Source organism: Rhodococcus sp. WY5 (genome assembly GCF_018588185.1).
Lineage (GTDB): Bacteria > Actinomycetota > Actinomycetes > Mycobacteriales > Mycobacteriaceae > Rhodococcus_F > Rhodococcus_F qingshengii.
In genome coordinates, this window is the sequence record NZ_JAAMPR010000001.1 from 350,024 (window position 1) to 372,856 (window position 22,833).

The 22,833-nt window shown below is 63.3% G+C and carries 23 protein-coding genes; 14 read left to right on the forward strand and 9 right to left on the reverse strand.

The window, feature by feature from the left end:
* Positions 1-3: 3 nt before the first annotated feature.
* A complete protein-coding gene (locus G4D79_RS01555) occupies positions 4-1,092 on the reverse strand; it encodes a LacI family DNA-binding transcriptional regulator (RefSeq protein ID WP_007733995.1) in 1,089 nt (362 codons plus the stop codon).
* Positions 1,093-1,231: 139 nt separating this feature from the next.
* Here G4D79_RS01555 and G4D79_RS01560 point away from each other — a divergent pair, with 139 nt between their 5' ends.
* From G4D79_RS01560 to G4D79_RS01590, 7 genes are all read left to right on the forward strand, one after another.
* Positions 1,232-2,182 (forward strand): metal ABC transporter solute-binding protein, Zn/Mn family, encoded by a 951-nt coding sequence (locus tag G4D79_RS01560; protein WP_099697071.1) that lies wholly within the window; start codon positions 1,232-1,234, stop codon positions 2,180-2,182.
* 84 nt (positions 2,183-2,266) lie between these two features.
* Positions 2,267-3,145 (forward strand): metal ABC transporter ATP-binding protein, encoded by an 879-nt coding sequence (locus G4D79_RS01565; protein ID WP_235867745.1) that lies wholly within the window; start codon positions 2,267-2,269, stop codon positions 3,143-3,145.
* Positions 3,142-4,023, forward strand: coding sequence for a metal ABC transporter permease (locus G4D79_RS01570; protein ID WP_003945811.1), 882 nt, complete (start codon positions 3,142-3,144; stop codon positions 4,021-4,023). Before G4D79_RS01565 ends, G4D79_RS01570 begins: the two co-directional genes overlap by 4 nt.
* Positions 4,024-4,057: 34 nt before the next feature.
* A complete protein-coding gene (locus G4D79_RS01575) occupies positions 4,058-4,819 on the forward strand; it encodes a LamB/YcsF family protein (protein WP_099697072.1) in 762 nt (253 codons plus the stop codon).
* Positions 4,816-5,430: a 5-oxoprolinase subunit PxpB gene (pxpB, locus tag G4D79_RS01580; RefSeq protein WP_082845682.1), complete on the forward strand. Its 615-nt coding sequence runs from the start codon at positions 4,816-4,818 to the stop codon at positions 5,428-5,430. Before G4D79_RS01575 ends, pxpB begins: the two co-directional genes overlap by 4 nt.
* 57 nt (positions 5,431-5,487) lie before the next feature.
* Positions 5,488-6,360, forward strand: a complete 873-nt coding sequence (locus tag G4D79_RS01585; protein ID WP_050657005.1) for a biotin-dependent carboxyltransferase family protein — start codon at positions 5,488-5,490, stop codon at positions 6,358-6,360.
* Between the two features lie 77 nt (positions 6,361-6,437).
* Positions 6,438-7,130, forward strand: a complete 693-nt coding sequence (locus G4D79_RS01590) for an LpqN/LpqT family lipoprotein (protein WP_039973380.1) — start codon at positions 6,438-6,440, stop codon at positions 7,128-7,130.
* Between the two features lie 88 nt (positions 7,131-7,218).
* On the opposite strand, the gene G4D79_RS01595 is transcribed toward G4D79_RS01590, so the two are convergent.
* Positions 7,219-7,917, reverse strand: coding sequence for a hypothetical protein (locus tag G4D79_RS01595; RefSeq protein WP_235867815.1), 699 nt, complete (start codon positions 7,915-7,917; stop codon positions 7,219-7,221).
* A gap of 308 nt (positions 7,918-8,225) precedes the next feature.
* Here G4D79_RS01595 and G4D79_RS01600 point away from each other — a divergent pair, with 308 nt between their 5' ends.
* Together G4D79_RS01600 and G4D79_RS01605 are read left to right on the forward strand one after the other, a co-directional pair.
* Positions 8,226-8,945 carry a hypothetical protein gene (locus G4D79_RS01600; RefSeq protein ID WP_003945935.1) on the forward strand — a complete coding sequence of 240 codons (720 nt, stop codon included), beginning with the start codon at positions 8,226-8,228 and terminating at the stop codon, positions 8,943-8,945.
* A gap of 180 nt (positions 8,946-9,125) precedes the next feature.
* Positions 9,126-9,923, forward strand: a complete 798-nt coding sequence (locus tag G4D79_RS01605) for an AraC family transcriptional regulator (protein ID WP_099697737.1) — start codon at positions 9,126-9,128, stop codon at positions 9,921-9,923.
* A gap of 4 nt (positions 9,924-9,927) precedes the next feature.
* Here G4D79_RS01605 and G4D79_RS01610 read toward each other — a convergent pair whose 3' ends face one another.
* Positions 9,928-10,917 carry an iron-siderophore ABC transporter substrate-binding protein gene (locus G4D79_RS01610; protein ID WP_234550914.1) on the reverse strand — a complete coding sequence of 330 codons (990 nt, stop codon included), beginning with the start codon at positions 10,915-10,917 and terminating at the stop codon, positions 9,928-9,930.
* A 200-nt stretch (positions 10,918-11,117) separates the two neighbouring features.
* On the opposite strand from G4D79_RS01610, the gene G4D79_RS01615 reads away from it, so the two are divergent.
* Together G4D79_RS01615 and G4D79_RS01620 are read left to right on the forward strand one after the other, a co-directional pair.
* Complete coding sequence (locus G4D79_RS01615; protein ID WP_099697738.1) at positions 11,118-12,746, forward strand: ABC transporter ATP-binding protein; 1,629 nt, start codon at positions 11,118-11,120, stop codon at positions 12,744-12,746.
* Positions 12,743-14,524, forward strand: coding sequence for an ABC transporter ATP-binding protein (locus tag G4D79_RS01620; RefSeq protein WP_047269645.1), 1,782 nt, complete (start codon positions 12,743-12,745; stop codon positions 14,522-14,524). The genes G4D79_RS01615 and G4D79_RS01620 overlap by 4 nt, the downstream gene beginning before the upstream one ends.
* Before the next feature lie 34 nt (positions 14,525-14,558).
* Here the strand turns inward: G4D79_RS01620 and rlmB are convergent, their stop codons facing one another.
* From rlmB to carD, 5 genes are read right to left on the reverse strand one after another with little or no spacing between them, the layout of a single operon-like run.
* On the reverse strand, positions 14,559-15,530 hold the full coding sequence (gene rlmB / locus G4D79_RS01625) for a 23S rRNA (guanosine(2251)-2'-O)-methyltransferase RlmB (protein WP_003945749.1): 972 nt from the start codon (positions 15,528-15,530) through the stop codon (positions 14,559-14,561).
* Positions 15,531-15,532: 2 nt separating this feature from the next.
* Complete coding sequence (gene cysS, locus G4D79_RS01630; protein WP_003945830.1) at positions 15,533-16,927, reverse strand: cysteine--tRNA ligase; 1,395 nt, start codon at positions 16,925-16,927, stop codon at positions 15,533-15,535.
* 11 nt (positions 16,928-16,938) lie between these two features.
* Complete coding sequence (gene ispF, locus G4D79_RS01635) at positions 16,939-17,415, reverse strand: 2-C-methyl-D-erythritol 2,4-cyclodiphosphate synthase (protein WP_003945901.1); 477 nt, start codon at positions 17,413-17,415, stop codon at positions 16,939-16,941.
* Positions 17,416-18,114 (reverse strand): 2-C-methyl-D-erythritol 4-phosphate cytidylyltransferase, encoded by a 699-nt coding sequence (ispD, locus tag G4D79_RS01640; RefSeq protein ID WP_039972758.1) that lies wholly within the window; start codon positions 18,112-18,114, stop codon positions 17,416-17,418. It lies immediately after the preceding gene.
* A gap of 22 nt (positions 18,115-18,136) precedes the next feature.
* The gene (gene carD / locus G4D79_RS01645; protein WP_003945666.1) at positions 18,137-18,625 is read right to left on the reverse strand and encodes an RNA polymerase-binding transcription factor CarD; all 489 of its coding nucleotides are present in this window, start codon (positions 18,623-18,625) and stop codon (positions 18,137-18,139) included.
* A gap of 265 nt (positions 18,626-18,890) precedes the next feature.
* Between carD and G4D79_RS01650 the strand changes: the two genes are divergently transcribed.
* A complete protein-coding gene (locus G4D79_RS01650) occupies positions 18,891-19,526 on the forward strand; it encodes a copper chaperone PCu(A)C (protein WP_003945942.1) in 636 nt (211 codons plus the stop codon).
* Positions 19,527-19,624: 98 nt separating this feature from the next.
* On the forward strand, positions 19,625-21,058 hold the full coding sequence (gene radA, locus G4D79_RS01655; RefSeq protein ID WP_003945739.1) for a DNA repair protein RadA: 1,434 nt from the start codon (positions 19,625-19,627) through the stop codon (positions 21,056-21,058).
* Positions 21,059-21,081: 23 nt separating this feature from the next.
* Here radA and G4D79_RS01660 read toward each other — a convergent pair whose 3' ends face one another.
* Positions 21,082-21,642 carry a PaaI family thioesterase gene (locus tag G4D79_RS01660; protein ID WP_003945494.1) on the reverse strand — a complete coding sequence of 187 codons (561 nt, stop codon included), beginning with the start codon at positions 21,640-21,642 and terminating at the stop codon, positions 21,082-21,084.
* Positions 21,643-21,738: 96 nt separating this feature from the next.
* Here G4D79_RS01660 and disA point away from each other — a divergent pair, with 96 nt between their 5' ends.
* Positions 21,739-22,824 (forward strand): DNA integrity scanning diadenylate cyclase DisA, encoded by a 1,086-nt coding sequence (gene disA / locus G4D79_RS01665; protein ID WP_024487741.1) that lies wholly within the window; start codon positions 21,739-21,741, stop codon positions 22,822-22,824.
* Positions 22,825-22,833 lie beyond the last annotated feature (9 nt).

Here is a 22,833-nt window from a genome sequence, read left to right on the forward strand (position 1 = left end):
GCGCTACCCCTTGATCCGACCTGATGTTCGCCCGGCCAGTAGTTCGGTGTCGAGCATCTCGACTATCGGAACGCCGGATCCGGACGGCGACATCAGGAGCGCACCGGCACGCCGGCCCTTCTCTTCCTGGGGCTGGCGCACCGTTGTCAGTGATTCGCGCAGCGCCTCGTCGACGCCGTCGAATCCGGTGATCGACAGTTGGCCAGGTACATCTATGCCCTGCCAGCGCGCCCAGTCCAAGGCGCCGAGAGCCAGCACGTCGGTGGTGCAGACCAGTGCGGTGATCTCGGGGTTGGTCGCGAGAGCTTCCGCCGCCGCCGAGTGCCCGGACTGCGATGTGTGGACGTACCGCTCGATCACGGTGAGTGAGAGTGGGTCCATGTCGGACGCCACCATCGCGTCGCGCACTCCTTCGATCCGCTCACGCTGGACGTGGAAGTGTGGGGACTTGAGTCGTTCCTGGCTGACGACGCCGTCCATCCGGTCGCGCCCCAGCCTCATGCAGAGCACGCCGATGTCGCGGTGGCCGAGCCCGATGAGGTAGTCGGCGACCTTGCGCATGGCAGCGCGGTCGTCGATGCCCACGAGGGATGCACCGGGAATCTCGCGGGGCTGGTCGCAGACGACGATCGGAATGTGACGCTCGAGCACGGCAGCGAGATACGGGTCGTCGTCGGCCACCGAGTAGACGACAAAGCCGTCGACGCCCGCCTGCTGGACCACGGCCGCAGCATCCACCTCGTCGCGCCCGGGCCCGGCCGGAATGAGCAGCAAGCCCTGGCCGGCGTCCTCACATGATTCCGAGAGACCGGCCAGGAAGCTCATGGCGGCCGGGTCGCGGAACGAATAACTGAGTGCTTCGGTGAGCAGGAGACCGACGGCGCCGGCTTTGCGAGTTCGCAAGGAGCGGGCGACCGGATCAGGTCCGGGGTATCCGCGTCGCTTGGCCGCTTGGAGCACTCGATCCCGCAGCTCGACGGAGAGCTGATCGGGTCGGTTGTACGCGTTCGAGACTGTAGTTCTCGACACATTGAGCTCGGCGGCAAGCGACGCCAAAGTGGCTTGACGGCGTGGCTGACGGGACCGGGGCATAAACGGACGTTAGCCGTAGTGCCCGCAGACGGCGCGTTGGGGCTGAACCGAAGGTGAACTACCAGCGACTATGCGCTAATGTGTAACGGTAACGGTTTCCAATAGCATTTAGCCCAGCCTTTGTTCAGGAGAAAAGCACGTGCGTTCGTCGTCGAAATTCCGCACCGCCACCGCCCTCGCGGCCGTCTCGGTCGCCGCAGCATTCGCGCTCACCGCGTGCAGCTCAACCTCCTCGAAGGACGACGGCATCACCGTCGTCGCATCGACGAACGTGTGGGGCGACGTCGCGCAGGCCGTCGCCGGCGACAAGCTGACCGTGACGTCGATCATCAACGAGCCGTCCGCGGACCCGCACTCGTTCGAGGCGACTCCCGCCGATGCCGCCAAGATCACCGACGCATCGCTCGTCGTCTACAACGGTGGCGGCTACGACCAGTTCATCACCGACGTCCTCGACGCAGGCAAGGGCGAGCAGAAGACGGTCAACGCCTACAACCTGCTCGACGGCGGCATCCACGCCGGCGAAACCGCGGGCGAATCGCATGACGGTCACACCCACGGCGCAGTCAACGAACACGTCTGGTTCGACATCCCGACCGTCGACGCCGTCGCACATTCGGTGGCCGATCAGCTGAGCGCTCTCGATCCGGACAACGCGGCGACCTACGAGGACAACGCGAAGGCATACAGCCAGAAGCTCGCCGGCGTCACAGCGATCACCGATTCCATCGCCGCTGCCCACGCGGGCGCACCGGTGGCTCAGACCGAGCCGATCGCGCACTACCTCCTGGTCGCAGCTGAACTGAAGGACGCAACTCCCGAGGAGTTCACCAGCGCCATCGAAGACGGCAACGATCCGTCACCGGCCGCAATCGCCGCAACCCGCCAACTCCTCTCGGAGAAGCAGGCCCGCGCATTGGTCTACAACATCCAGACACAGGACAAAGTGACCCAGGATATGCGCACCACCGCCGAAACCGCCGGAGTGCCCGTCGTCGAGGTTACGGAGACTCTCCCCGAGGACCTGGACTACATTCAGTGGCAGACGCAGACCGCGGAGTCGCTCGCAAACGCCCTCTCTGCCCAGTAATTATTTGCCCCACCATTTCCGAGAAGAACCGATCGGCTTGTGACAGAAACTTCCGCGAATACTCCTGTGCCCCCTGGTAACACCGTGCCTTCTGGTAACATCGCGCCTTCAGCGGCCTCCGTGCCCGCTGTGACGCTGAAGGACGCTCGATTGTCCTTCGGCGCCCGCACATTGTGGGACGGGCTCGATCTCGAGGTACAGCCAGGTGAGTTCATCGCCGTACTCGGGCCGAACGGGTCGGGCAAGACCTCGCTCCTGAAGATTCTGCTGGGCCAACTACAACTCAGCGGCGGTAGTGCACAGATCGTCGGCACGCCGGCACGGGCCGGGAACTCACACGTCGGGTACATCCCGCAGCAGAAATCGATCGACGACGGCCTCCCGCTCCGCGGCCGCGACCTGGTCGGCCTCGGCGTCGACGGTCACCAGTGGGGTACGGGCCTACTGCGTCGGGGTCGTCGCCGCAAGATCGTCGACGACGCCATCGCACAGGTCAGCGCCCAGTCGTTCGCCGACGCTCCCATCGGTTCCATGTCCGGCGGTGAGCAGCAGCGACTGCGAATCGCACAGGCTTTGGTCGGCGACCCGCGGATCCTGTTGTGCGACGAGCCGCTGCTCAGCCTTGACCTCGCCAACCAGCACCTGGTCTCGACGCTGATCGACAAGCGGCGGCGCAGCCATGACACCGCGGTGCTGTTCGTGACGCACGAGATCAATCCGATCCTGCCGTTGGTGGATCGAGTGCTCTATCTGGTGGACGGTAAATTCCGGATCGGGACGCCGGCCGAAGTGATGACGTCCGAGGTTCTCTCGGATCTGTACAACACCGACGTCGAAGTGTTGCAGGTTCGTGGCCGCCTCGTCGTGATCGGCACCGGAGACGCCATCGACGCGCTCGGCAGCGCAGGCGGACTACGCCCGGGAGAAGGCGTTCACCATTCTGATGAGGATCACCACCAGTGAGTAACAAGTTCACCGACGCGATGTCGCGGATGTTCGACGTGTCCGCCACCGTCGACCTACTGCAGTACGACTTCGTCCAACAGGCGTTGATTGCCGGTGCCATCCTCGGATTGTTGGCCGGCATCATCGGGCCGCTGATCGTGAGCCGTCAGATGTCGTTCTCGGTGCACGGAACGAGTGAGCTGTCACTGACGGGCGCATCCGCCGCACTTCTCGTCGGTGTGGGCGTCGGCTTCGGTGCCATCGTCGGATCCGTGGTCGCGGCAGTGCTGTTCGGACTGCTCGGAGCCAAAGCGCGCGACCGAGATTCGGTGATCGGCGTGATCATGGCTTTCGGCCTCGGCCTGTCGGTGTTGTTCCTCTGGGCGTACGACGGTCGCACGGGAACCAGCTTCTCGTTGTTGGTCGGACAGATCGTGGCGCCGGGAAACAGCGGTCTCGAACTTCTGCTGCTGTGCGCGGTCATCGTGATCGGCACACTCGGATTCATCTACCGCCCTTTGCTGTTCGCAAGCACCGACCCCGAAGTTGCTGCAGCTCGCGGTGTTCCGGTCCGGGCACTGTCGATCGTGTTCGCAGTGTTGGTCGGCATCACCGCAGCACTCGGCGTACAGATCGTCGGTGCTCTGCTGGTGATGTCGCTGCTGATCACCCCCGCAGCGGCCGCCGCGTACGTCACGGCAAGCCCACTCAAGGCCACGATCCTCTCCGTCGTGTTCGCCGAACTGGCAGCCGTCGGCGGCATCCTTCTCTCGCTGGCCCCCGGCGTTCCCGTCTCGAGTTTCGTCACCTCGGTCTCGTTCGTGATCTACCTGATATGCCGACTCTTCGGATCCGCACGTCGCAAGAATGCCGGACGGATTCCGGCGCACGCCTGAACACCGAGAGCCCATACCTACCTAGAATCGAGGTATGGGCTACAGCGTTGATCTGAACAGCGACCTCGGCGAGGGCTTCGGAGCCTGGACCCTGGGCGACGACGACGCCATGCTCGAACTTGTCACCAGCGCGAACATCGCCTGCGGATTCCATGCCGGCGACCCGACAACGCTGTTGGCGACTTGCGAATCCGCCGCCGCCCGCGGCGTCCGGATCGGCGCGCAGGTGGGGTACCGAGACCTCGCCGGTTTCGGCAGACGCTTCATCGACGTCTCCCCGAAGGACCTCACCGCCGACGTCATTTATCAAGTGGGGGCACTCGACGGTTTGGCTCGTGTCGCCGGATCGCGGGTCACGTACGTCAAACCCCACGGCGCGCTCTACAACGCAATAGTCCATCACCGACGGCAGGCGCGGGCCGTGGTCGCCGCCGTCGTTGCCTACGACAGTTCGCTACCTGTTCTCGGACTACCAGGTTCGGTGTTCCTGGAAGAGGCGCGCGAAGCCGGTCTCGACGTGGTCGCCGAGGCTTTTGCCGATCGTGCGTACACGGCGGAAGGCACCTTGGTCCCCCGCACCGAGTCGGGCGCCGTTCTGCACGACCCGACGCTTGTTGCAGAACGGGTTCGGCGAATGGTCGTAGACGGCGAGTTGGACGCAGTCGACGGGAGCACGTTGAAAGTCGCTGCCGCATCGGTGTGCGTGCACGGTGACAGTCCGGCAGCCGTCGACATGGCCGTGGCAATCCGCGCTCTCCTCGAATCTTCCGATGTCGAGATCACGCCGTTCACATGATCGCGATCCTGCCCGCCGGTGAATCCGCAGTCCTCGTCGAGTACGACGAACTGCCGAGTGTGCTGGGCAACTTCAGGGCTCTCGACGCCAGTCGGATCCCCGGAGTGATCGACCTGATTCCCGCGGCGCGAACCATCTTGATCGAGTACGACAACACGATCACCGCGCACCAACTGGTGGAGAAATGGGTACGTGGGGCCGTACCGATCGAACTCACAGCAGACGAGAGCGGGTCTGCTGTCGAGATTCCGGTCCGCTACGACGGCCCCGATCTCGTAGAGGTGGGCAAGCTGACCGGCCTCGGGGTCGACGGTGTGATCGATGCTCACACGTCTGCGTCGTGGACCGTCGCGTTCATCGGTTTCGCCCCCGGCTTCGCGTATCTGACCAGCAACGAGAGAAAGCTCGAAGTTCCACGTCGATCGGACCCGCGCAGGCAGGTCCCGGCCGGTGCAGTCGGGTTGGCCGGACCGTTCTCGGGCGTCTACCCGCGTAGCTCCCCGGGCGGCTGGCAGTTGATCGGAACGACGGAACTGTCGGTGTGGGATGCCGAGCGCCGCCCGCCGGCGCTGCTTCTACCCGGCACCACAGTCACCTTTGTCCGTGCATGATTTTGGTGCAAGCATGATTTTGGTGTCTTCACCGCGCTGTTGCGGGACAATGGATTCATGGCCTGGCTCGAGGTTGCGCGTACCGGCCCGCTCGCCACAGTTCAGGACCGCGGGCGGAGAGGCTACGGCGCCCTCGGGGTCGGAAGATCCGGCGCCGTCGACATGATCTCGCACGACAGCGCCAACAGACTCGTAGGCAACACTTTTCGAGCAGCAACCATCGAAGTCACCGCTGGGGGTTTCGCTATGCGGGCCGTCGGTTCGATGACGGTGGCAGCGACAGGCGCGCGGGTGCCGCTGGCCGTCGACGGACGGCCGGCACCTGACTACGCGAGCATCCATCTGGGTAGTGGCAGCATTCTCGAATTGGGTTACAGCACAACCGGGTTGAGAACGTATATCTCTGCACGCGGTGGCGTCGACGTCCCGCAGGTACTCGGAAGCAGATCCACCGACACGCTCTCCGGACTCGGGCCGCCGCCGCTCGCCGCCGGCGATCTAGTCCTCCTCGGGGCCGAGGAAGGGACGTGGCCCACCGAAGAGTTGATTCCACCGCCCGCACCTGCACTCGGCGCGGTTCCGATCGAGATCACGCTCGGCCCCCGAAATTCCTGGTTCACCGCCGCATCCGTTCACGCGCTCCTTCACACCACGTGGAAAGTCACCGAACACACCAACCGAGTCGGGGTCCGGCTACAGGGCCAAGGGCCTTTGCATCGCTCACGCACCGGGGAATTGCCGAGCGAAGGCGTCGTGACGGGATCCATCCAGGTGCCGCCAGGCGGCCAGCCCGTCGTGTTCCTCGCCGACCATCCCGTGACCGGCGGATACCCGGTCATCGCCGTCGTTTCCGACGCCGGGATTGCGTCGCTGGCACAGCTGCGGCCCGGCAGCACCATTACCTTCAAGGCCACTACTCGGCCGTCGTAGCGCTGATAGTCTCAGCCGCGCCAGCAATGCTGCCGGCGGCGCTCGGCCGTCGCCAGAACCTGAAGGACTGTCACACTATGAGCCCTAAGAGCAGCACACTTGCTCTCGGAATAGCGTCACTGATCACTGCTGCACTCGTCTTGTCCGGATGCAGCAGTTCGGAAAGCGGCGACGCCGTCTCCAGTGATACCAACACCAGTGAGACCACTGCTTCCGAAAGTTCTGCATCCTCGCCGTCTGCCGCTGCCGCGACGCCGACTTTGCGGGACGGAACACCGTTCATCGGTGAGCGGACGACGATCGAAACCGGCGACGACCCCGAAGCGCCGAGCATCAGCGTCAGCCTCCCGCCGAGCTGGACTCACGGCGAGAACATCCCCGCCGGCGTTACGGACGCGTTGTCCAGCAACAGCCAGGAACCCAGCGGTTTCATGCCGAACACCACGGTGACGGTCGAAAATCAAGGCACCGCAACAAAAGACGAGGTTCTTGCCGCTGCGCGTGAAACGATCGCCACTCTCGACGGGTGGACCGAGGTGAAGTACACCGAGATCGACGTCGACGGACAGCAGGGTTTCCGCCTCTCCGGAACCTGGACCGCCCCAAACCTGGACGTTCCGCTCTACGCCGTCATGACGGTCGTCGCTTACCAAGCCGACGACAACTCGCCGGTCTACCTGGTCAGCTTTGCAAACCAGTTCACCGACACGACGAACATGCAGACCTCCAACCAGGTGGAAGAAATCAACACCTCGATCGAATTCGGCTGAGCACCTGATGGTTTGAATACCCGATCACCGAACAACCGCGGCGGGCCGAGACTACGCCAGTCTCGGCCCGCCGTTTCACAACTCTCGCCTAGCTCGAACCGAACAGGCCGCTGAGGGAACCGAGGCCACCACTCAACGAGCCGAGCGATCCGGTTCCGCCACCGGTTCCGGGGCCAGTGGGATCAACCGGATCAACGGGATCGACCGGGTCAACCGGATCGACCACATCCGCGGCGCGGACAGTGATGGACGGGCCCAAGTTGGCGAAATTCGCACTCGACTGGAATCCGTTGCCCATCACCGTGGCACCTACCGCCAATCCACTTCCGTACACGGTTCCCGGCGCACACGAAGCAGTGACCGTGTAGCTGGTCTTCATGGTCACCGGTTTGCTGCCGTTGTTGATCCAGCCGGCACTGGTCACCTCGAGCGTCGTGGCGGTCAGTTCCGGCGTTTCAGCGGTTTCGGTCATCGTCCCGCCAACGTGAAACTTCGTGACCTTCGCCGAGCCCGGGACAAAGGTCAAGCATGCGGCATGCGTCTCGGTGAACCTGCTGATATATCCGTCGATTCCGCCCTTCTTCGACACTGTCGTGTAGGTGATCGTGTCACCGACCTTCGGGGATGCATTGTCCACGGTCCGAGTAAATGTGTAGGCACCGGAAGTTGCTGTCTCGGCAGTCGCGACTCCCGCACCCAGCGCGCTTGCGCCCACAGCAAGAGCGATCACCCCCAAACCAACACCAACGGTGGACAGATTACGATTCCTGGATCCGAACTTTGCCACGAACAATCTCCACTCTGTGAGGTTCCAGGACAACTGAATTCGTTGATTACTGAAACTTGTTGCAACCCGACTCTCGAAGTACGATACAGTCGACCTGGACATTCGCCCAGCTTTTCGTCGAAATAAGCGACAATCAGTTAACGGCAGGCAATCGACACCGAAAAGGTCCTCTCAATTCGGACTTTTCCGTAAATTCTGCCGAACTGATACATAGGCAAGCGTCCGATAGGTTTCAATGGTTACCGCGGCGCAACCTTTGAAGAGTCATCCCATCGCCGTCAGCGTGAACCCCTCGAACGGAGAATTTCATGTCACGTTTTTCAATGCGCAAAACACTTACCGGAATCGCAATCGCTGCGCTTGCCACCAGCGGACTCGTGATGACCGCAGGCACCGCGAGCGCCGATGCCACCCACCCGTCCGCGGCAACGGTCAACTCCTCCAACGTCCGAATCACCAAGAGCATCGTGGGCGACGGCGAAGTTGCACCCGGCGGCAAAGTCACCGTGCGCACGGTCATCTCCACAACAGGCCACCCCGAGCGTTACGTCGACCAGTTCGTCGACCGCTACCCCGCCACGTTCAAGTACATCCAGGGCACGGCAACGGTCAACGCGTGGCACTTGATCGGCGGTCAGAAGACCGAATCCGTCACGCCTTCGGTTGACACTGCCGCCCGAACCGTGAATGTGCCCAGCACCGGCTGGCTGATCTCACCCACCGGAAGCAAGACCGTGACGATCGAGGCGCAGTACCTCGTCGCCGACGATGCACCGATCGGTTCGTACCAGGAAATGTCGAGCTCGATCGGTATCTCGACGTTCAATACCGAACAGAACATCAGCGGCGTCTACGCCAAGATCCGCGCCAAGAACCCCGGCGAGGCGGCCGCATCGGGCTCGGCAGATCTGGGCTTCGGCTCTTCTGACGGCGAGGGCGGAACCGGTTCGGCCGGATCCTCCATCCTCGACAACCCGGCCGGCTTCATCTCCGACATCATCAGCGGTGTCCTGGCCAACGGCAGCTGATTCACTCGCTCCGCCTGCTCCACCTGTAAACACTCCGTCGGGGAATGTGTTCGAGGGTGGCATCGAGTCTTCGGACTCGTTGCCACCCTCGATCTTTTGTGGCGATCACACTCCGTCGCGCCTGCATCAAAGAACCAAATAGGAAAGCATTACCTAAGTCATTCGCGGTATGATCCACCGATGAGTTCCACAGGATTTCCGTACTGGGCTGTGCCGGCAGGCCGGTACGTTCCGCTCCCCTTCTCGATGACGACGTCCACCATCGGGCGTGATCAGAAGCGCGCGTGGCGTGAGATCCGCCATCCCGAACACGAACTCCTCTGGGGCGCTTCCGGCGAGATGAGCGCGTACATCGACGACGTTCGTTGGCAGATACCACCGACGGTCGGCATGTGGATTCCGGCTGGAACTCCACGGCGCATCACGCTCGGCGCATCCACCGAGGCTCGTTTCACCTATTTCCGGCCCGAGTCGTTCCCCCACCCGTGGACAAAACCCGCGATCATCGGCATCGACGACGTCGTCAAGACGATGCTCATCCATCTGCACCAGCGAAATATGCCTACCGAGGCTCGCTTGCGCGCCGAATCCGTAGTCTTCGACACGCTCGCGCCCATCGAGGCGGCTGATGTCGCAGTACCGATGCCCGCCGATCCCCGGGCCCTCGCCGTCGCACGCCGCCTGATCGCCGACCCCGCCGATCAACGCGGGCTTGCCGATTGGGCCTACGTGGTAGGCGGAAGCCCCCGCACCCTGAGCCGCGTGTTCTCTCAAGGCACGGGGATGTCCTTCACCGAGTGGCGAATTCAAGTTCGCGTCCGCGCTGCGATGTCCTATCTCGCTGCGGGCGTTCCTGTTTCGACGGTAAGCCGTCGCGTCGGATACGAAACCCCCAGCGCCTTCACCAGCGTGTTCCGCAAGGTCACCGGACGCACACCGAAGAACTACTACTCGGACGCGTGCGACTTGTCAGCCTAACTGGTCAGAACCCGTTCATCTTCGAGACCAGTTCCGCGAAAGCATATTTGACGCTCAGCGACGTGGGTGACGCCAAGGCCATGACTCGCGCCAGACCGAGCTGCTGAATCAGCCTGCCGTCCTTGACTGCCGGCAGGTCGGCAAACAACTTGTCCCCCATCAATCCGGGGAGCCCCTGCCCACTCGCGTCGTTGAGCACGATCACGTCCGCGTCCAGTTCGTTGTACTGTTCGCGCGATGCAGTCACCGACCCCTGGGTGTCGCCGCACAGCTCTGCGCTTCCGGCCGACTGCTTCAGTCCGAGCTGGGACATCAGGATGACTCGGCCGTCGTCAGCGCAGTAATTGGTGAGGCCGTCGATGTTTCCCGAGAGGAAGGTCAAGGTTTTCCCGTTCAGATTCGGGGATCCGGCAGCCAGGTCGGCTATGGAATCGTCAGTTTCCTCGATCAGCTCGGCAGCCCGCTTCGGTTGGCCGAGTACTGATCCGATGGTCGACAACTGTTCCTGCCACGTGGTCGCCCATGCGGTCTCCTTGAACGGAATGGTGGGTGCGATCTGGGAAAGACGTGCATAGTCGTCTTCGGTGATTCCCGAGACCACTGCGATGATCACGTCCGGCTCCAACGCCAGGATCTGCTCGAACGGCACACCGGACGTGCTGTCGAGCAACGTGGGTTCGACATCGCCCAACAATTCTTCGTCCCACGGCAGGATGCCGTTCTCCAAGCCTGCCCCACTGAACGACTCCATGGCGACGGGTGTCTTGCCCAGTGCGAGGACCGAATCCTGGCTGTTCCAGCCGATCGTCACGATCCGCTGAGGTTCGGTCTCGATGGTGGTCGACCCGTACGCGTGATCAACGGTGACCGGCAGCGCGCCGGCCTCGGCCAACTGCGTCGTGCCCTCCGCCGCTGTTGACTCGGTGCTGCTCTGGCAGCCTGCGAGCAGGGCAATCGCGGCCAACGCAGCCACTATTCGGGTAGTGCTCTTCATCTTCTGTCAGCTCTCTTCGCAAACGTACTTTGTTTCGACCAGCCAGGTATATCGAGACCCGATCCCGGTAATGGGGTGTCGATACTCCATCTGTCCGCTGCCGCGTAGCCCTTGGCATCTGCGAGCACTTTCCGCACTCGCACCGGCTCTACCGTAGAACTGCACAACGAGTGTTCAGATCTGGGCGAGGAGTTTCACGAGTGTCAGCGCTGCCCGAAACTCGTTCCGGTCCGATGGAGATGATCCGAGTCGGATCATTCTCCTCCGGACGCGGCCCGCGACTGGTTGCAGCCGTCACCGGGCAGGCGTCGTATCAGGTAGCTCAAGCCCTCATCCCGGTGCTGATCGGCACCGTCGTCGACCGGGCAATCGGAAAGTCCGACAGCACAGCACTTCTCGTGTGGCTTGCGGTGCTGTGTGCTCTGTTCGTGGGACTCGCTCTGTCGTGGCGCATCGCAGTTCGCCTGAACACGCAGGTCTTCGTCTACGGCGAACACGACCTACGACTGAATGCTGCCAGACGAGTACTCGATGCCAGGGGGATGAAAGCTCAGCGTTCGACCGGTGAAGTTCTCACCATCTCTACCTCGGATGCCTCACACGTCTCGGGCTTCTCCTGGGTTGTCGCCGAACAGGGCTCGGCATTTGCGGGGCTCGCCGCGGCAGTGATTTCGCTTGCCTTCGTCTCGTGGCCGCTCGCACTGATCGTCGTACTCATCACCGCTGCGCAGCTCATATTCATCCACAAGATCAGCGGTCCGTTGGACGAGCGCGTGTATGCAGAGCAGAAGAAGGCAGCCGAGGCAGGCATGCTTGCAACGGATTTCACGCTGGGACTGCGGGTACTGAAGGGTTTCGGGGCTGAACCCACCGCCCTGTCGCGATACGTCAACGCGAGCCGGGAGTCGATGAAGGCAGCGATCCGGACGGTCAGAGCAATGTCCAGCCTGACCGCGCTCAATTCCGGGGTCTCCGCGTTGGTGCTGGCTTCGGTTGCGCTTGGAGCCGCGTGGATGGCGCATCAAGGCACGATCACCGTGGGCAACTTCGTCACCGTTGTCGGCTTGAGCAGAGTGATTGCCGGTCCGATGGAAACGCTGGGGTTCTTCGGTGCCGAACTCGCTGCCAAGCGAGGTTCCGCGCGCAGACTGTCCGAACTGTTGGCCGAGCCACACCTGATCGAATCGCTGGCCCCCACGGCCGCGACCGAACCTGCCAGAACTGAAGACGCCCTATTGATTTCGGCGGACAACGGAACCGTCGTCTCAGCTCGCCGCGGAGAAGTGGTGGGTGTGCGCGCTGACGATTCCGCCGACCGACTGGCACGACAACTCGCCTATCAGACCCCGCTCGCCCCCGACTCTTACTTCGTATTCGGCACCGATGCAACCGACCTCGGCCCGGACGGAGTTCGTGATCAGGTGTTCGTCTCCGCCCATGAAGGAACCGTGTTCACCGGCACCGTCTTCGACAATCTGGCTGCACCGAACGTCGACTCGTCGGCAATGACGTCATCTGCGCTCGACGACGTGTTGACGCATCTGCCCGACGGCCACCTCTCCGAGGTAGGCGAGCAAGGAAAGAAACTCTCCGGAGGTCAACGCCAACGCCTTCTCCTCGCCCGCGCTCTCCATCAACCCCAGCCGATCCTGGTCCTTCACGAACCCACCACTTCCGTGGACTCTGTCACCGAGCATCGAATTGCACACTCGCTGAGAAACTTCCCCGACAAGGTCATTCTGGTGATCACCTCGAGCCCGACCCTGCTCCATTCGTGTGACCGTGTCGTCACGATCGACCACGGCGTTCGGGAGGGAGAGTCGCTGTGACCGATACCCTTCCGGATGCATCTGCTGTTCCGGTTGTATCTGCCCTGCCGATCGCGTCGACCAAGCAGACCGTCCGCGCATTGATCGCACTGCTTCGGCCACGCAAGCGAGCGCTCGCACTCACGACCGTCGTACTTCTCTCTGCTACGGCCTGCGGCCTGTCCACCCCGGCACTGCTCGGACTCATGGTCGATGCGGTCACGGAGGGCAAACCGTTTGCCTCACTCCTGCGTATCACCGCGTTCATGCTCGGCGCAGCGGCAGCAGGGGTTGCGCTGACCTGGTGGAGCACACAGCTTCTGGCGAACGTCGCGCAGAACGTGCTGGCCGATCTTCGTGAGGACGTGTTCGCCGCCACCCTCGCGCAGCCGTCGTCACTGGTCGAGGATGCCGGAACCGGTGATCTGATTTCCCGGGTCTCGGGCGACGTCGAAGCGGTAAACACCGTCATCGCGCGAGTACTACCCGCCACCGTGTCTGCCCTGTTCATGATTTCACTGACGCTTGTCGGTGTGGGAGTGATCGATTGGCGCTTCACCGTGGCAATCGTTGCCGTTGCGCCGATTCACTATTTCGCTCTTCGTCATTTCCTCCGACGCTCCGGACCCGTCTACCGACGCTCTCGCGCTGCGCAGGCCAGGCGGGGACAACAGCTCATCGAAACTCTCGGAGGCGCAGGCACTGTCACTGCCCTGCGGCGAACAGACGAGCACATCGACCGAATCGCCGAGACCTCCGAGCATGCCATCAGCTTCGACATGCAGGCAGTTCGCCTGCGCACCAACTTCTTCGCCCAACTCAACGGCGCCGAACTGCTCGGACTGGCCGCCGTCCTGAGCGTCGGCTACTGGCTCGTGACCACAGGCTCGGTGTCCATCGGGGCCGCTACCGCCGCCGCCCTCTACTTCCACAGTCTGTTCAGCCCCATCGCGGTATTTCTCTCGAACATCGACGAATTGCAGGATGCGGGTGCCAGCCTGGCTCGCCTGATCGGAGTCACCGCGATGCCCGGGCGGCCCACGAGCATTCCTGCCTCGGCTCGGTCCGAACCCATCGGCGTCGAGGTGGACCGGGTTTCCTACTCGTACGACAACTCCACCCCGGTGATCGATTCGATCTCGATCTCGATCGCACCGGGGGAACGAATCGCCGTCGTCGGAAGCAGCGGCGCCGGAAAGACCACGCTCGCCAAACTGATTGCCGGCATTATTCCCGTCGGGGACGGGCGAATCACCGTCGACGGCACACTGATTGACGACCTGAGTGATGCCGAACTTCGGCACGAAGTCGTCCTCGTCAGCCAGGAAGTTCACGTGTTCGTCGGGACGATCGCCGACGATCTCCGGTTGTGTGCACCAGATTCGGACGATGCGAAGATCGCCGAAGCCGTCGACACGATGAAAGCTCAATGGATTCATGAACTTCCGGACGGACTCGAGACCAGGGTCGGGGCCGGTGGGTACCAGTTGACGGCGGCGCAGGCACAGCACATAGCCCTCGTCCGACTGGCTCTGCTCGATCCTCCCGTCGTCATCCTCGACGAGGCGACTGCCGAAGCCGGAACCACCGCAGCCGGTCTACTCGATCAGGCAGCCGAGCTCGCAGTCACCGGCAGGACCGCCGTGGTGATCGCACACCGGCTGAGCCAAGCAGTCCGCGCCGATCGCATACTCGTCATGAGCGGTGGCCGCGTAGTCGAGAGCGGGACACATGACGAACTGATCGGCGCGGACGGTTCCTACGCTGCACTGTGGGAAGCCTGGTCGGTGCGGAGCTAGAACCCCGCCAGACTCACCCGAAAGCCGTTACAACTCAGCTGCTACGACGCCTGCGGGCGATGTCCGCCAGGACGACTCCGGCGGCAACCGAGGCGTTGAGCGACTCGACCGGACCTGCCATCGGAATCGACAGGATCGCGTCGCAGTTCTCGCGGACGAGGCGCGAAAGGCCCTTGCCCTCGGAACCGACCACGATCACAACGGGACCGCTGCCGTCGAAATCGTCGAGAGTGGTGTCGCCCTCGGCGTCGAGACCGACGACCTGAACACCCTTCGATGCCCAGTCCTTGAGCGTGCGGGTGAGGTTGGTTGCCCGAGCAATCGGCAAACGAGCGGCAGCGCCGGCGCTGGTGCGCCAAGCGACAGCACTCACGCTCGCGCTACGACGCTCCGGAATCACGACGCCGTGTCCACCGAAAGCTGCGACCGAGCGCACGACGGCACCCAGGTTGCGGGGATCGGTGATGTTGTCCAGCGCGACGAGCAGCGGCGGCTCGGCATGCTTGCGTGCCTCCGAGAGAAGATCGTCCGGGTGCGCGTAGCGGTACGGCGGAACCTGCAGGGCGATGCCCTGGTGAAGACCGTTGGCGCTGAGGCGATCCAGATCGGTGCGGGGGACCTCGAGGATCGAGATGCCGGCATCCGCAGCGAGCTGAACGGATTCCTTCAGTCGATCGTCGCTCTCGGTGCCGACGGCGACCCACAGTGCAGTCGCCGGAACGCCGGCGCGTAGGCACTCGACCACCGGGTTGCGTCCGAGCACTGTCTCGGGACCGTCGAGAACCTTGCGGCCCGGACCCGGACGGCCACCGCGGCCCTGCTTCTCGTCGGCACGTGCGGCGCGCGCTGCACGCTTTGCCGCGGGATGCTTGGTGCGTGCCTCGGCGGGCGGCGTAGCGCCACGCCCTTCGAGACCGCGACGGTGCTTACCGCCGGAACCGGCAACCTGGCCCTTCTTGGTGCCGCCCTTCCGGACTGCGCCGCGCCTGCTCGAGTTTCCAGCCATTGTTACTGCCCTGCCTTAAGGGACCATTCGGGTCCGTCGGGAGTATCGGTTACTTCGATACCCGCCTTGATGAGGCGATCGCGAACCTCGTCCGCCACCGCCCAGTTCTTTTCCGTACGTGCCTGCTGCCGACGATCGAGATCGGCCCGCACCAACACGTCCAAAGCTTCCATTGCCGTCTCGGTGTCGCCACCGGACTGCGTCCAATGCTCGTCGAGTGGGTCGACGCCCAGGATCGCGAGCATGGCCCGCACCTGGCCGGCAGCCACCCGAGCCGCGTCGAGATCACCGGCAGCGAGCGCGGAATTACCCTCGCTCGCCTTGCCGTGAATCTCGGCCAACGCGATCGGCACCGACAAGTCGTTGTCGAGAGCCGCCGCGAAACCTTCGGTCCACGTACCGAGTTCGACGCCGCCCGCACGCTTGTGTGTGCGCAGGACGAACGACTCGAGCCCCTGGTAGGACTTCGCACTTTCGTCCAACGCCTCGTCCGAGTACTCGAGATTGGAACGGTAGTGCGCACTACCGAGGTAGTACCGAAGTTCTTGCGGACGAACCTTCTTGAGCACGTTCGGCACCGAGAGAACGTTGCCCAACGACTTGGACATCTTCTCGCCACTCATCGTGACCCAGCCGTTGTGCAACCAGTACTGAGCGAAATCGTCGCCGGCGCACTTGGCCTGCGCAATTTCGTTCTCGTGGTGCGGAAAGACGAGATCGCGTCCACCACAATGGATGTCGAATGCCGCCCCGAGATAGAACTCCGCCATGGCCGAGCACTCGAGGTGCCAGCCCGGACGGCCGGGTCCCCACGGTGTCGGCCACGAGGGCTCACCGGGCTTGACGGCCTTCCAGAGGGTGAAGTCGCGAGGATCGCGCTTGCCCTCGGCCGCACTCTCGCCCTGATGAACGTCGTCGAGTTTGTGGCCGGACAGTGCGCCGTACTCGGGGTAGCTCTGCACGTCGAAGTAGACGTCGCCGCCCGCCGCGTACGCGTGGCCGTTCTCGATCAGGCGTTCCATCATCTCGACCATCTGCGTCACGTGACCGGTGGCCCGCGGCTCGATGGACGGCGGCAGCACACCCAGTTGGTCGTAGGCCCACGTGAACGACCGCTCGAACGTCGCCGCCCACTCCCACCAAGGTCGACCGGCGCCGGCGGCCTTGTTGAGAATCTTGTCGTCGATGTCCGTCACGTTGCGCACGAAGGCAACGTCGTTGCCGTGCGCCAACAGCCAGCGTCGCAGCACGTCGAAAGCGACGCCGCTACGAACGTGTCCGATGTGAGGATCACCCTGAACTGTCGCCCCACACAGGTACACCGATGCATGTCCGGGGGCCAACGGAACAAAATCCCGAAGGGCCCGCGTACCGGTGTCGTATAGGCGCAGGGTCACGACCAGCGATCTTACCTGTCGTGTTCGGTTGTCATGACCAACGCGGTGGCCATGGCGGCGATCCCCTCGCCTCGACCGGTCAAGCCGAGGCCGTCCGTGGTGGTCGCGGACACAGAAACAGGCGCGCCCAGTATCTCGGAAAGCACCTTCTGCGCCTCGTCGCGACGCGGCCCGATCTTCGGACGGTTGCCGATGACCTGCACCGCGGCGTTGCCGACGGCGAACTGGTTCTCTTCGAGCAGTCGGCGAACCTCGGCAAGCATTCGAGCGCCGCTCACGCCGTCCCATTCGGGCCTGCCGGTGCCGAAAACCGAACCGAGGTCACCGAGGCCCGCCGCAGAGAGCAACGCGTCACACAGCGCGTGGACGGCGACGTCGCCGTCCGAATGGCCCGAGCACCCGTCTGCTTCCTCGAACAGCAACCCGGCCATCCAGCAAGGACGACCGACCTCGATGGGATGAACATCCGTGCCGAGACCGACGCGCATCTAATTTCCGTCCTGTGAATCCGCACTCAACGCTGTCTCCGAGCTCAGGAGCGCCCGTGCAAGGACCAGGTCGAGCGGAGTGGTGATCTTGAAGGCGAGGGCGTCGCCGGGAATCGTCTGCACCGAAACACCGAGACGCTCGACCAGAGCGGCGTCGTCGGTCGCGGCGACGTCACCGGCGTCGTACGCACTGCGCAGGACGTCGGTGGAGAATCCTTGGGGAGTTTGAACCGCACGCAACTCCGAACGCAGAGGCGTACCGGTGACTGCGCCGAGTACGTCGACCGACTTGATCGTGTCGGTAACCGGAAGTACCGGGATGACAGCGGAGCTGCCGGCTCGGAGAGTACCGACGACGCGCGCGATCAACGCCGGCGGTGTCAATGCCCGTGCGGCATCGTGCACGAGTACAAAATCTGCGTCGCCGGCAGCACTGAGGCCGGCTCGAACCGAATCGGTTCTTTCGGCACCACCACCGACGACGTCGACGTCCGCTGCACGACCGAGGTCGGCTACGACGGATTCGACCAGTTCAGGCGGCACAATGACAACAACGCGGTCGATCGCTCCGGATTTCCGGAGTCCATCGACCGCGCGTGCAAGCATGGTGCACCCACCGAGTTCGACAAATGCCTTGGGCAATTTCTCGCCCAATCGCACTCCCCGACCTGCGGCAGGTACCAGGGCTACTACTGCCACTGTCAGCTTTGTTGTGTTGCAGTCAGGACGCGGCCGCGAGGACCTCGTCGAGAATGGTCTCTGCCTTCTCGGTGTCAGTGCCCTCGGCGAGCGCGAGCTCTCCGACGAGAATCTGACGAGCCTTGGCGAGCATGCGCTTCTCACCAGCGGAAAGTCCGCGGTCCTGTTCACGACGCCACAGGTCACGAACAACTTCTGCAACCTTGTTCACGTCACCTGAGGCAAGCTTCTCGAGATTTGCCTTGTATCGACGAGACCAGTTGGTGGGCTCTTCGGTGTGCGGTGCTCGCAGAACCTGGAAAACCTTGTCGAGGCCTTCTTGGCCGACCACGTCACGAACTCCGACGTACTCTGCGTTGTCTGCAGGAACCCGTACTGTGAGATCGCCTTGAGCGACCTTCAGAACCAGGTACTCCTTCTGCTCACCCTTGATGGTGCGGGTTTCGATAGCTTCGATCAGCGCCGCACCGTGATGGGGGTATACGACGGTGTCTCCGACCTTGAAAATCATGTGTCCCGTGCCCCTTTCGATTCCACTAGTTTAACACGTGAAAGAACCGACCACTCATCAACTGTGCAGGTCAGGGGCATCCTTGCTCGAGCGTAGGGGTTGACAGGGCTTGTTGTACGTGCATTCAACTGGTCTGGAGCACCCCTGCGTAACGGACTGAAAGCCCACGCAGACAACCGTTGTGGCGACCCGACGGCCAGCCCGCGGGACCTTATCTACTACTCTGCCTAGTGGAGTGCGAACCTGACGCCGTGGAGGACAAATCGTGACTGCTATCCGTAAGCCGACTCGTCGAGTCGCTACCGCCATTGCACTGGCTGCAGGCGCAGCCATCGCGCTGTCCGCTTGCGGTTCCGGACAGGTGAGCCAGACCGCCGTCCAGCAGGCCGCCGTGAACGGCAACAGCGCCGACCTCGGTGAGATCGCACTGCGCAACGTGCACATCGCTTACCCCTCGTCCGAGGAGTACAGCATCGAGCCGGGCGGCAACGCCGTGCTCGCGTTCACCGTCGTGAACGACAGCGCCGAGACCACGGACAAGCTCGTCAGCATCACCACCGATTACGCAGCACGCGTCATCGCAGGTGAAGAGGTAGGTGGCTTGACGATCAAGCCGCAGACGTCGCTGCAGGCCGGTCAGTTGCCCGCAGGCGAAGGCGCCGCGACCGAGGCCGAGACCCAGATCAAGAACAACGAAGAGAACGACGACGCACCCGCTGCGCTCACTCTCGTCGTTCTGCAGGACATCAAGGCAGGCGTTCGCCCCGGCTTGACCGTCCCGATCACCTTCAAGTTCGAGAAGGCCGGATCGGTTACCGTCGACGTGCCTGTCGACGCAGGCCCGCAGCTCGAGCGCAACGAGTCGGACAAGTCACCCGACGTTGCAGAAGCTGGGCACTGAGCCTCGAATCACCAAGGCGCACAATGCGCCTCGCAGAACAACTTCAAAATCACACTAGAGGCGGGGTCCATGTCGGACCCCGCCTCTAGTCTGTCCCGGTGGCCAAAGTGAAATCGAACTACCGCTGCTCCGAATGCCAGTCGGTAGTGCCCAAGTGGGTCGGTAGATGTCCGGACTGCGATTCGTGGGGCTCGATGACCGAGGTCGCCGTAGTGGCACCCGTCGCCAGTCGCGCCGGCGCCTCACTCGCCAAAGCAGGATCAAGCGCCGTGCTGCCTACGACGCCGGCCACGCCGCTGACACAGATCGACAGCACCTCGACGCAGGCCAAACCCACGGGGATCGGTGAGTTGGACCGCGTCCTCGGCGGTGGCGTCGTACCGGGTTCGGTGGTGCTGCTCGCGGGCGAGCCCGGCGTCGGAAAATCGACGCTACTTCTCGAGGTCGTCTACCGCTGGGCGATGCGCAGCGCGGATGATCGAGCGTTGTACGTCACGGGCGAGGAGTCTGCCGGTCAGGTTCGACTTCGGGCAGATCGCACCAACTCTGTCCACGAACGGATGTATCTGGCGGCCGAATCCGATCTCGCGACCATCCTCGGCCACATCGAGCAGGTCAAACCGACACTGGTCATCGTCGACTCGGTGCAGACCATGCTTGCTGCCGACGTCGACGGGGTCGTCGGCGGCGTGACTCAGGTCAAGGCCGTCACCAGCGCCCTGACCTCCCTGGCCAAGGCCAGTGGAATCCCGGTGCTTCTGATCGGCCACGTCACCAAGGACGGCGCCGTCGCCGGTCCGCGCTCGCTCGAGCATCTCGTGGACGTGGTTCTGCACTTCGAAGGTGACAAGCACTCCACCCTGCGCATGGTCCGCGGCGTGAAGAACAGATTCGGTGCGGCCGACGAGGTCGGATGCTTCGAGCTGAGCGAGCAGGGCATCAACGAGATCAGCGATCCGTCCGGCCTGTTCCTGCATCACCGTGAAGAAGCTGTGGAAGGCACTGCCGTCACCGTGATGATGGACGGTAAGCGACCTCTACTCGGTGAAGTTCAGGCGCTCGTCGCCGCCACGCCGCTACCGACACCCCGCCGAGCCGTCAGCGGGCTCGACACCGCCCGTGTGGCCATGGTTCTGGCCGTGTTGGAACGCCGCGTCGGAGTGTCGATCTCGAAGGCCGACGTCTACGCCGCGACCGTCGGCGGTATGCGGATGACCGAGCCGGGTGCCGATCTGGCTCTCGCCATTGCGGTCGCTTCCGCCGTGAAAGCCAAACCCGTCCCCAAGGGGCTCGTCATCCTCGGCGAGGTCGGACTCGCCGGGGAGGTTCGACGGGTTGCCGGGGTGAACCGACGGCTGATCGAAGCTGCCCGACTGGGATTCACCAGCGCCATCGTGCCGGTCGATTCCGGCCCGAACATTCCCGGCATGCGCGTCAACGAAGTAGCGAATCTGGCCGAGGCACTGGCCTACGCCGGATTGATGGGCGGCAAACAAGCCCCGTCTCGCCCCAAGCTCACGCCGGTGAAGTGATCGTCGTTCGGCCGACTACCTCGTCAGACCGACGAGGTGCCGAACGGGGACGTCGGTTCGCCGTCCACGAACTCCTTGGTTTTGGCGAAGTGTTCCGAGGTGATGGTCAGGAACAGTCCCCGGGAGGTTCCCACCACCGTGTCCGGATCCGCTGTCGGACCTTCGACGATCACCGCTTCTGCACTGGTGTAGACCTTGCGGCGTACAACGCCGTCGATGCGAGCCCGGAATTCGAGCACCGATCCCAACGGGATCGGCCGGGCGAAGTCGATCTCGAGGTGCCCGGTCACCACCGGCGAGCCGAGAGCCATACATGCCATACCTTGAGCCTCGTCGAATGCCGTCGACAGAATGCCGCCGTGAATGACACCTGGACCGCCCTGATACTTCTTGGCGACCTCCAGACGACCGGTCACTTCCAGTCCGTTACCAGCCCTGAAACTCATCGCCATTCCCGCAGGCTGGTCGTCGCCGCAGCCGAAGCATTTCGACCAGTGCTGAGGCAGCTTCTCGCCGGCGGCCGGAAAGAATTCGACCGGCTCCGGGACAGTCAGGTCATCAGGCAGGGTCCAGGTACTACTCATGGATAGGTAATCTAAACGGGGATCCGTCCGGCGCAGGCATCGGACCCGACCGAAGTGACATCGACCTCAGCAGGGAGTTTCTCAATGATCAGTGCGATGGCGGACACACAGTCGTCGTCGGCATTGCGAGAGACCATCGCCAGGTTGGCGCCGGGTACCGCTTTGCGAGACGGGCTCGAACGAATTCTGCGCGGCCGTACCGGCGCGCTGATCGTCCTCGGATACGACGAGGAAATGGAAGCGCTGTGTGACGGCGGATTCAACCTCGACGTGGAGTTCGCACCGACCCGATTGCGCGAGCTGTCGAAGATGGACGGCGCGGTTGTCCTCTCGACGGACGGCACACGCATCGTGCGTGCCAACGTCCAGCTGGTTCCCGATCACAAGATTCCCACCGTCGAATCCGGCACGAGGCACCGCGCTGCCGAGCGCACGGCAATTCAGACCGGCTATCCCGTGGTCTCGGTCAGTCAGTCGATGTCGATCGTCAGTGTGTACGTCGGCGGCATCCGGCACGTCATCGACGGCTCGGCCACCATACTTTCGCGCGCCAACCAGGCCGTCGCGACGCTCGAACGATACAAAGCGCGACTCGACGAAGTGACACGGCAACTGTCGGTCGTCGAGATCGAGGATTTCGTGACTCTGCGCGACGCGTTGACCGTCGTACAGCGCTTGGAAATGGTTCGCCGCGTGTCGATCGAAATCGAACAGGATGTCCTCGAGCTCGGCACCGACGGTCGCCAGTTGGCACTGCAGCTCGAAGAACTGGTCGGCGACAACGACATTGCACGTCAACTCATCGTTCGGGACTATCTTGCCGGTCCCGAACCCATCGGCACCGCGGCGATGGACAACGTCCTCGTCGCACTCGATCGCGTCACCGACGCCGATCTACTCGATCTCACGACTCTTGCGCGTGTTCTCGGTTATCCAGGCACGATCGAAGCTCTCGACACTCCGATGACTCCTCGCGGATATCGCGTGCTGATGCGTGTACCTCGATTGCAGTTCCATCAGATCCACCGGTTGGTCGGATCCTTCGGCACTCTCCAGTCGCTGCTGGCCGCTACGGCTGCCGATCTGCAGTCGGTCGAGGGCATCGGCGGGCTGTGGGCTCGTCACATCCGTGAGGGACTTTCCCGGCTCGCGGAGACGTCGATCACCGGATCCTTCAACTAGCGGGCCTGT

Bases quoted from the DNA above. Each gene is read 5' to 3' on its own strand.
- G4D79_RS01555 (WP_007733995.1), bottom strand. From the start codon at position 1,092: ATGCCCCGGTCCCGTCAGCCACGCCGTCAAGCCACTTTGGCGTCGCTT.
- G4D79_RS01575 (WP_099697072.1), top strand. From the start codon at position 4,058: ATGGGCTACAGCGTTGATCTGAACAGCGACCTCGGCGAGGGCTTCGGA.
- pxpB (WP_082845682.1), top strand. From the start codon at position 4,816: ATGATCGCGATCCTGCCCGCCGGTGAATCCGCAGTCCTCGTCGAGTAC.
- G4D79_RS01585 (WP_050657005.1), top strand. From the start codon at position 5,488: ATGGCCTGGCTCGAGGTTGCGCGTACCGGCCCGCTCGCCACAGTTCAG.
- G4D79_RS01590 (WP_039973380.1), top strand. From the start codon at position 6,438: ATGAGCCCTAAGAGCAGCACACTTGCTCTCGGAATAGCGTCACTGATC.
- G4D79_RS01600 (WP_003945935.1), top strand. From the start codon at position 8,226: ATGTCACGTTTTTCAATGCGCAAAACACTTACCGGAATCGCAATCGCT.
- G4D79_RS01605 (WP_099697737.1), top strand. From the start codon at position 9,126: ATGAGTTCCACAGGATTTCCGTACTGGGCTGTGCCGGCAGGCCGGTAC.
- G4D79_RS01610 (WP_234550914.1), bottom strand. From the start codon at position 10,917: ATGAAGAGCACTACCCGAATAGTGGCTGCGTTGGCCGCGATTGCCCTG.
- rlmB (WP_003945749.1), bottom strand. From the start codon at position 15,530: ATGGCTGGAAACTCGAGCAGGCGCGGCGCAGTCCGGAAGGGCGGCACC.
- ispF (WP_003945901.1), bottom strand. From the start codon at position 17,415: ATGCGCGTCGGTCTCGGCACGGATGTTCATCCCATCGAGGTCGGTCGT.
- carD (WP_003945666.1), bottom strand. From the start codon at position 18,625: ATGATTTTCAAGGTCGGAGACACCGTCGTATACCCCCATCACGGTGCG.
- G4D79_RS01660 (WP_003945494.1), bottom strand. From the start codon at position 21,642: ATGAGTAGTACCTGGACCCTGCCTGATGACCTGACTGTCCCGGAGCCG.
- disA (WP_024487741.1), top strand. From the start codon at position 21,739: ATGGCGGACACACAGTCGTCGTCGGCATTGCGAGAGACCATCGCCAGG.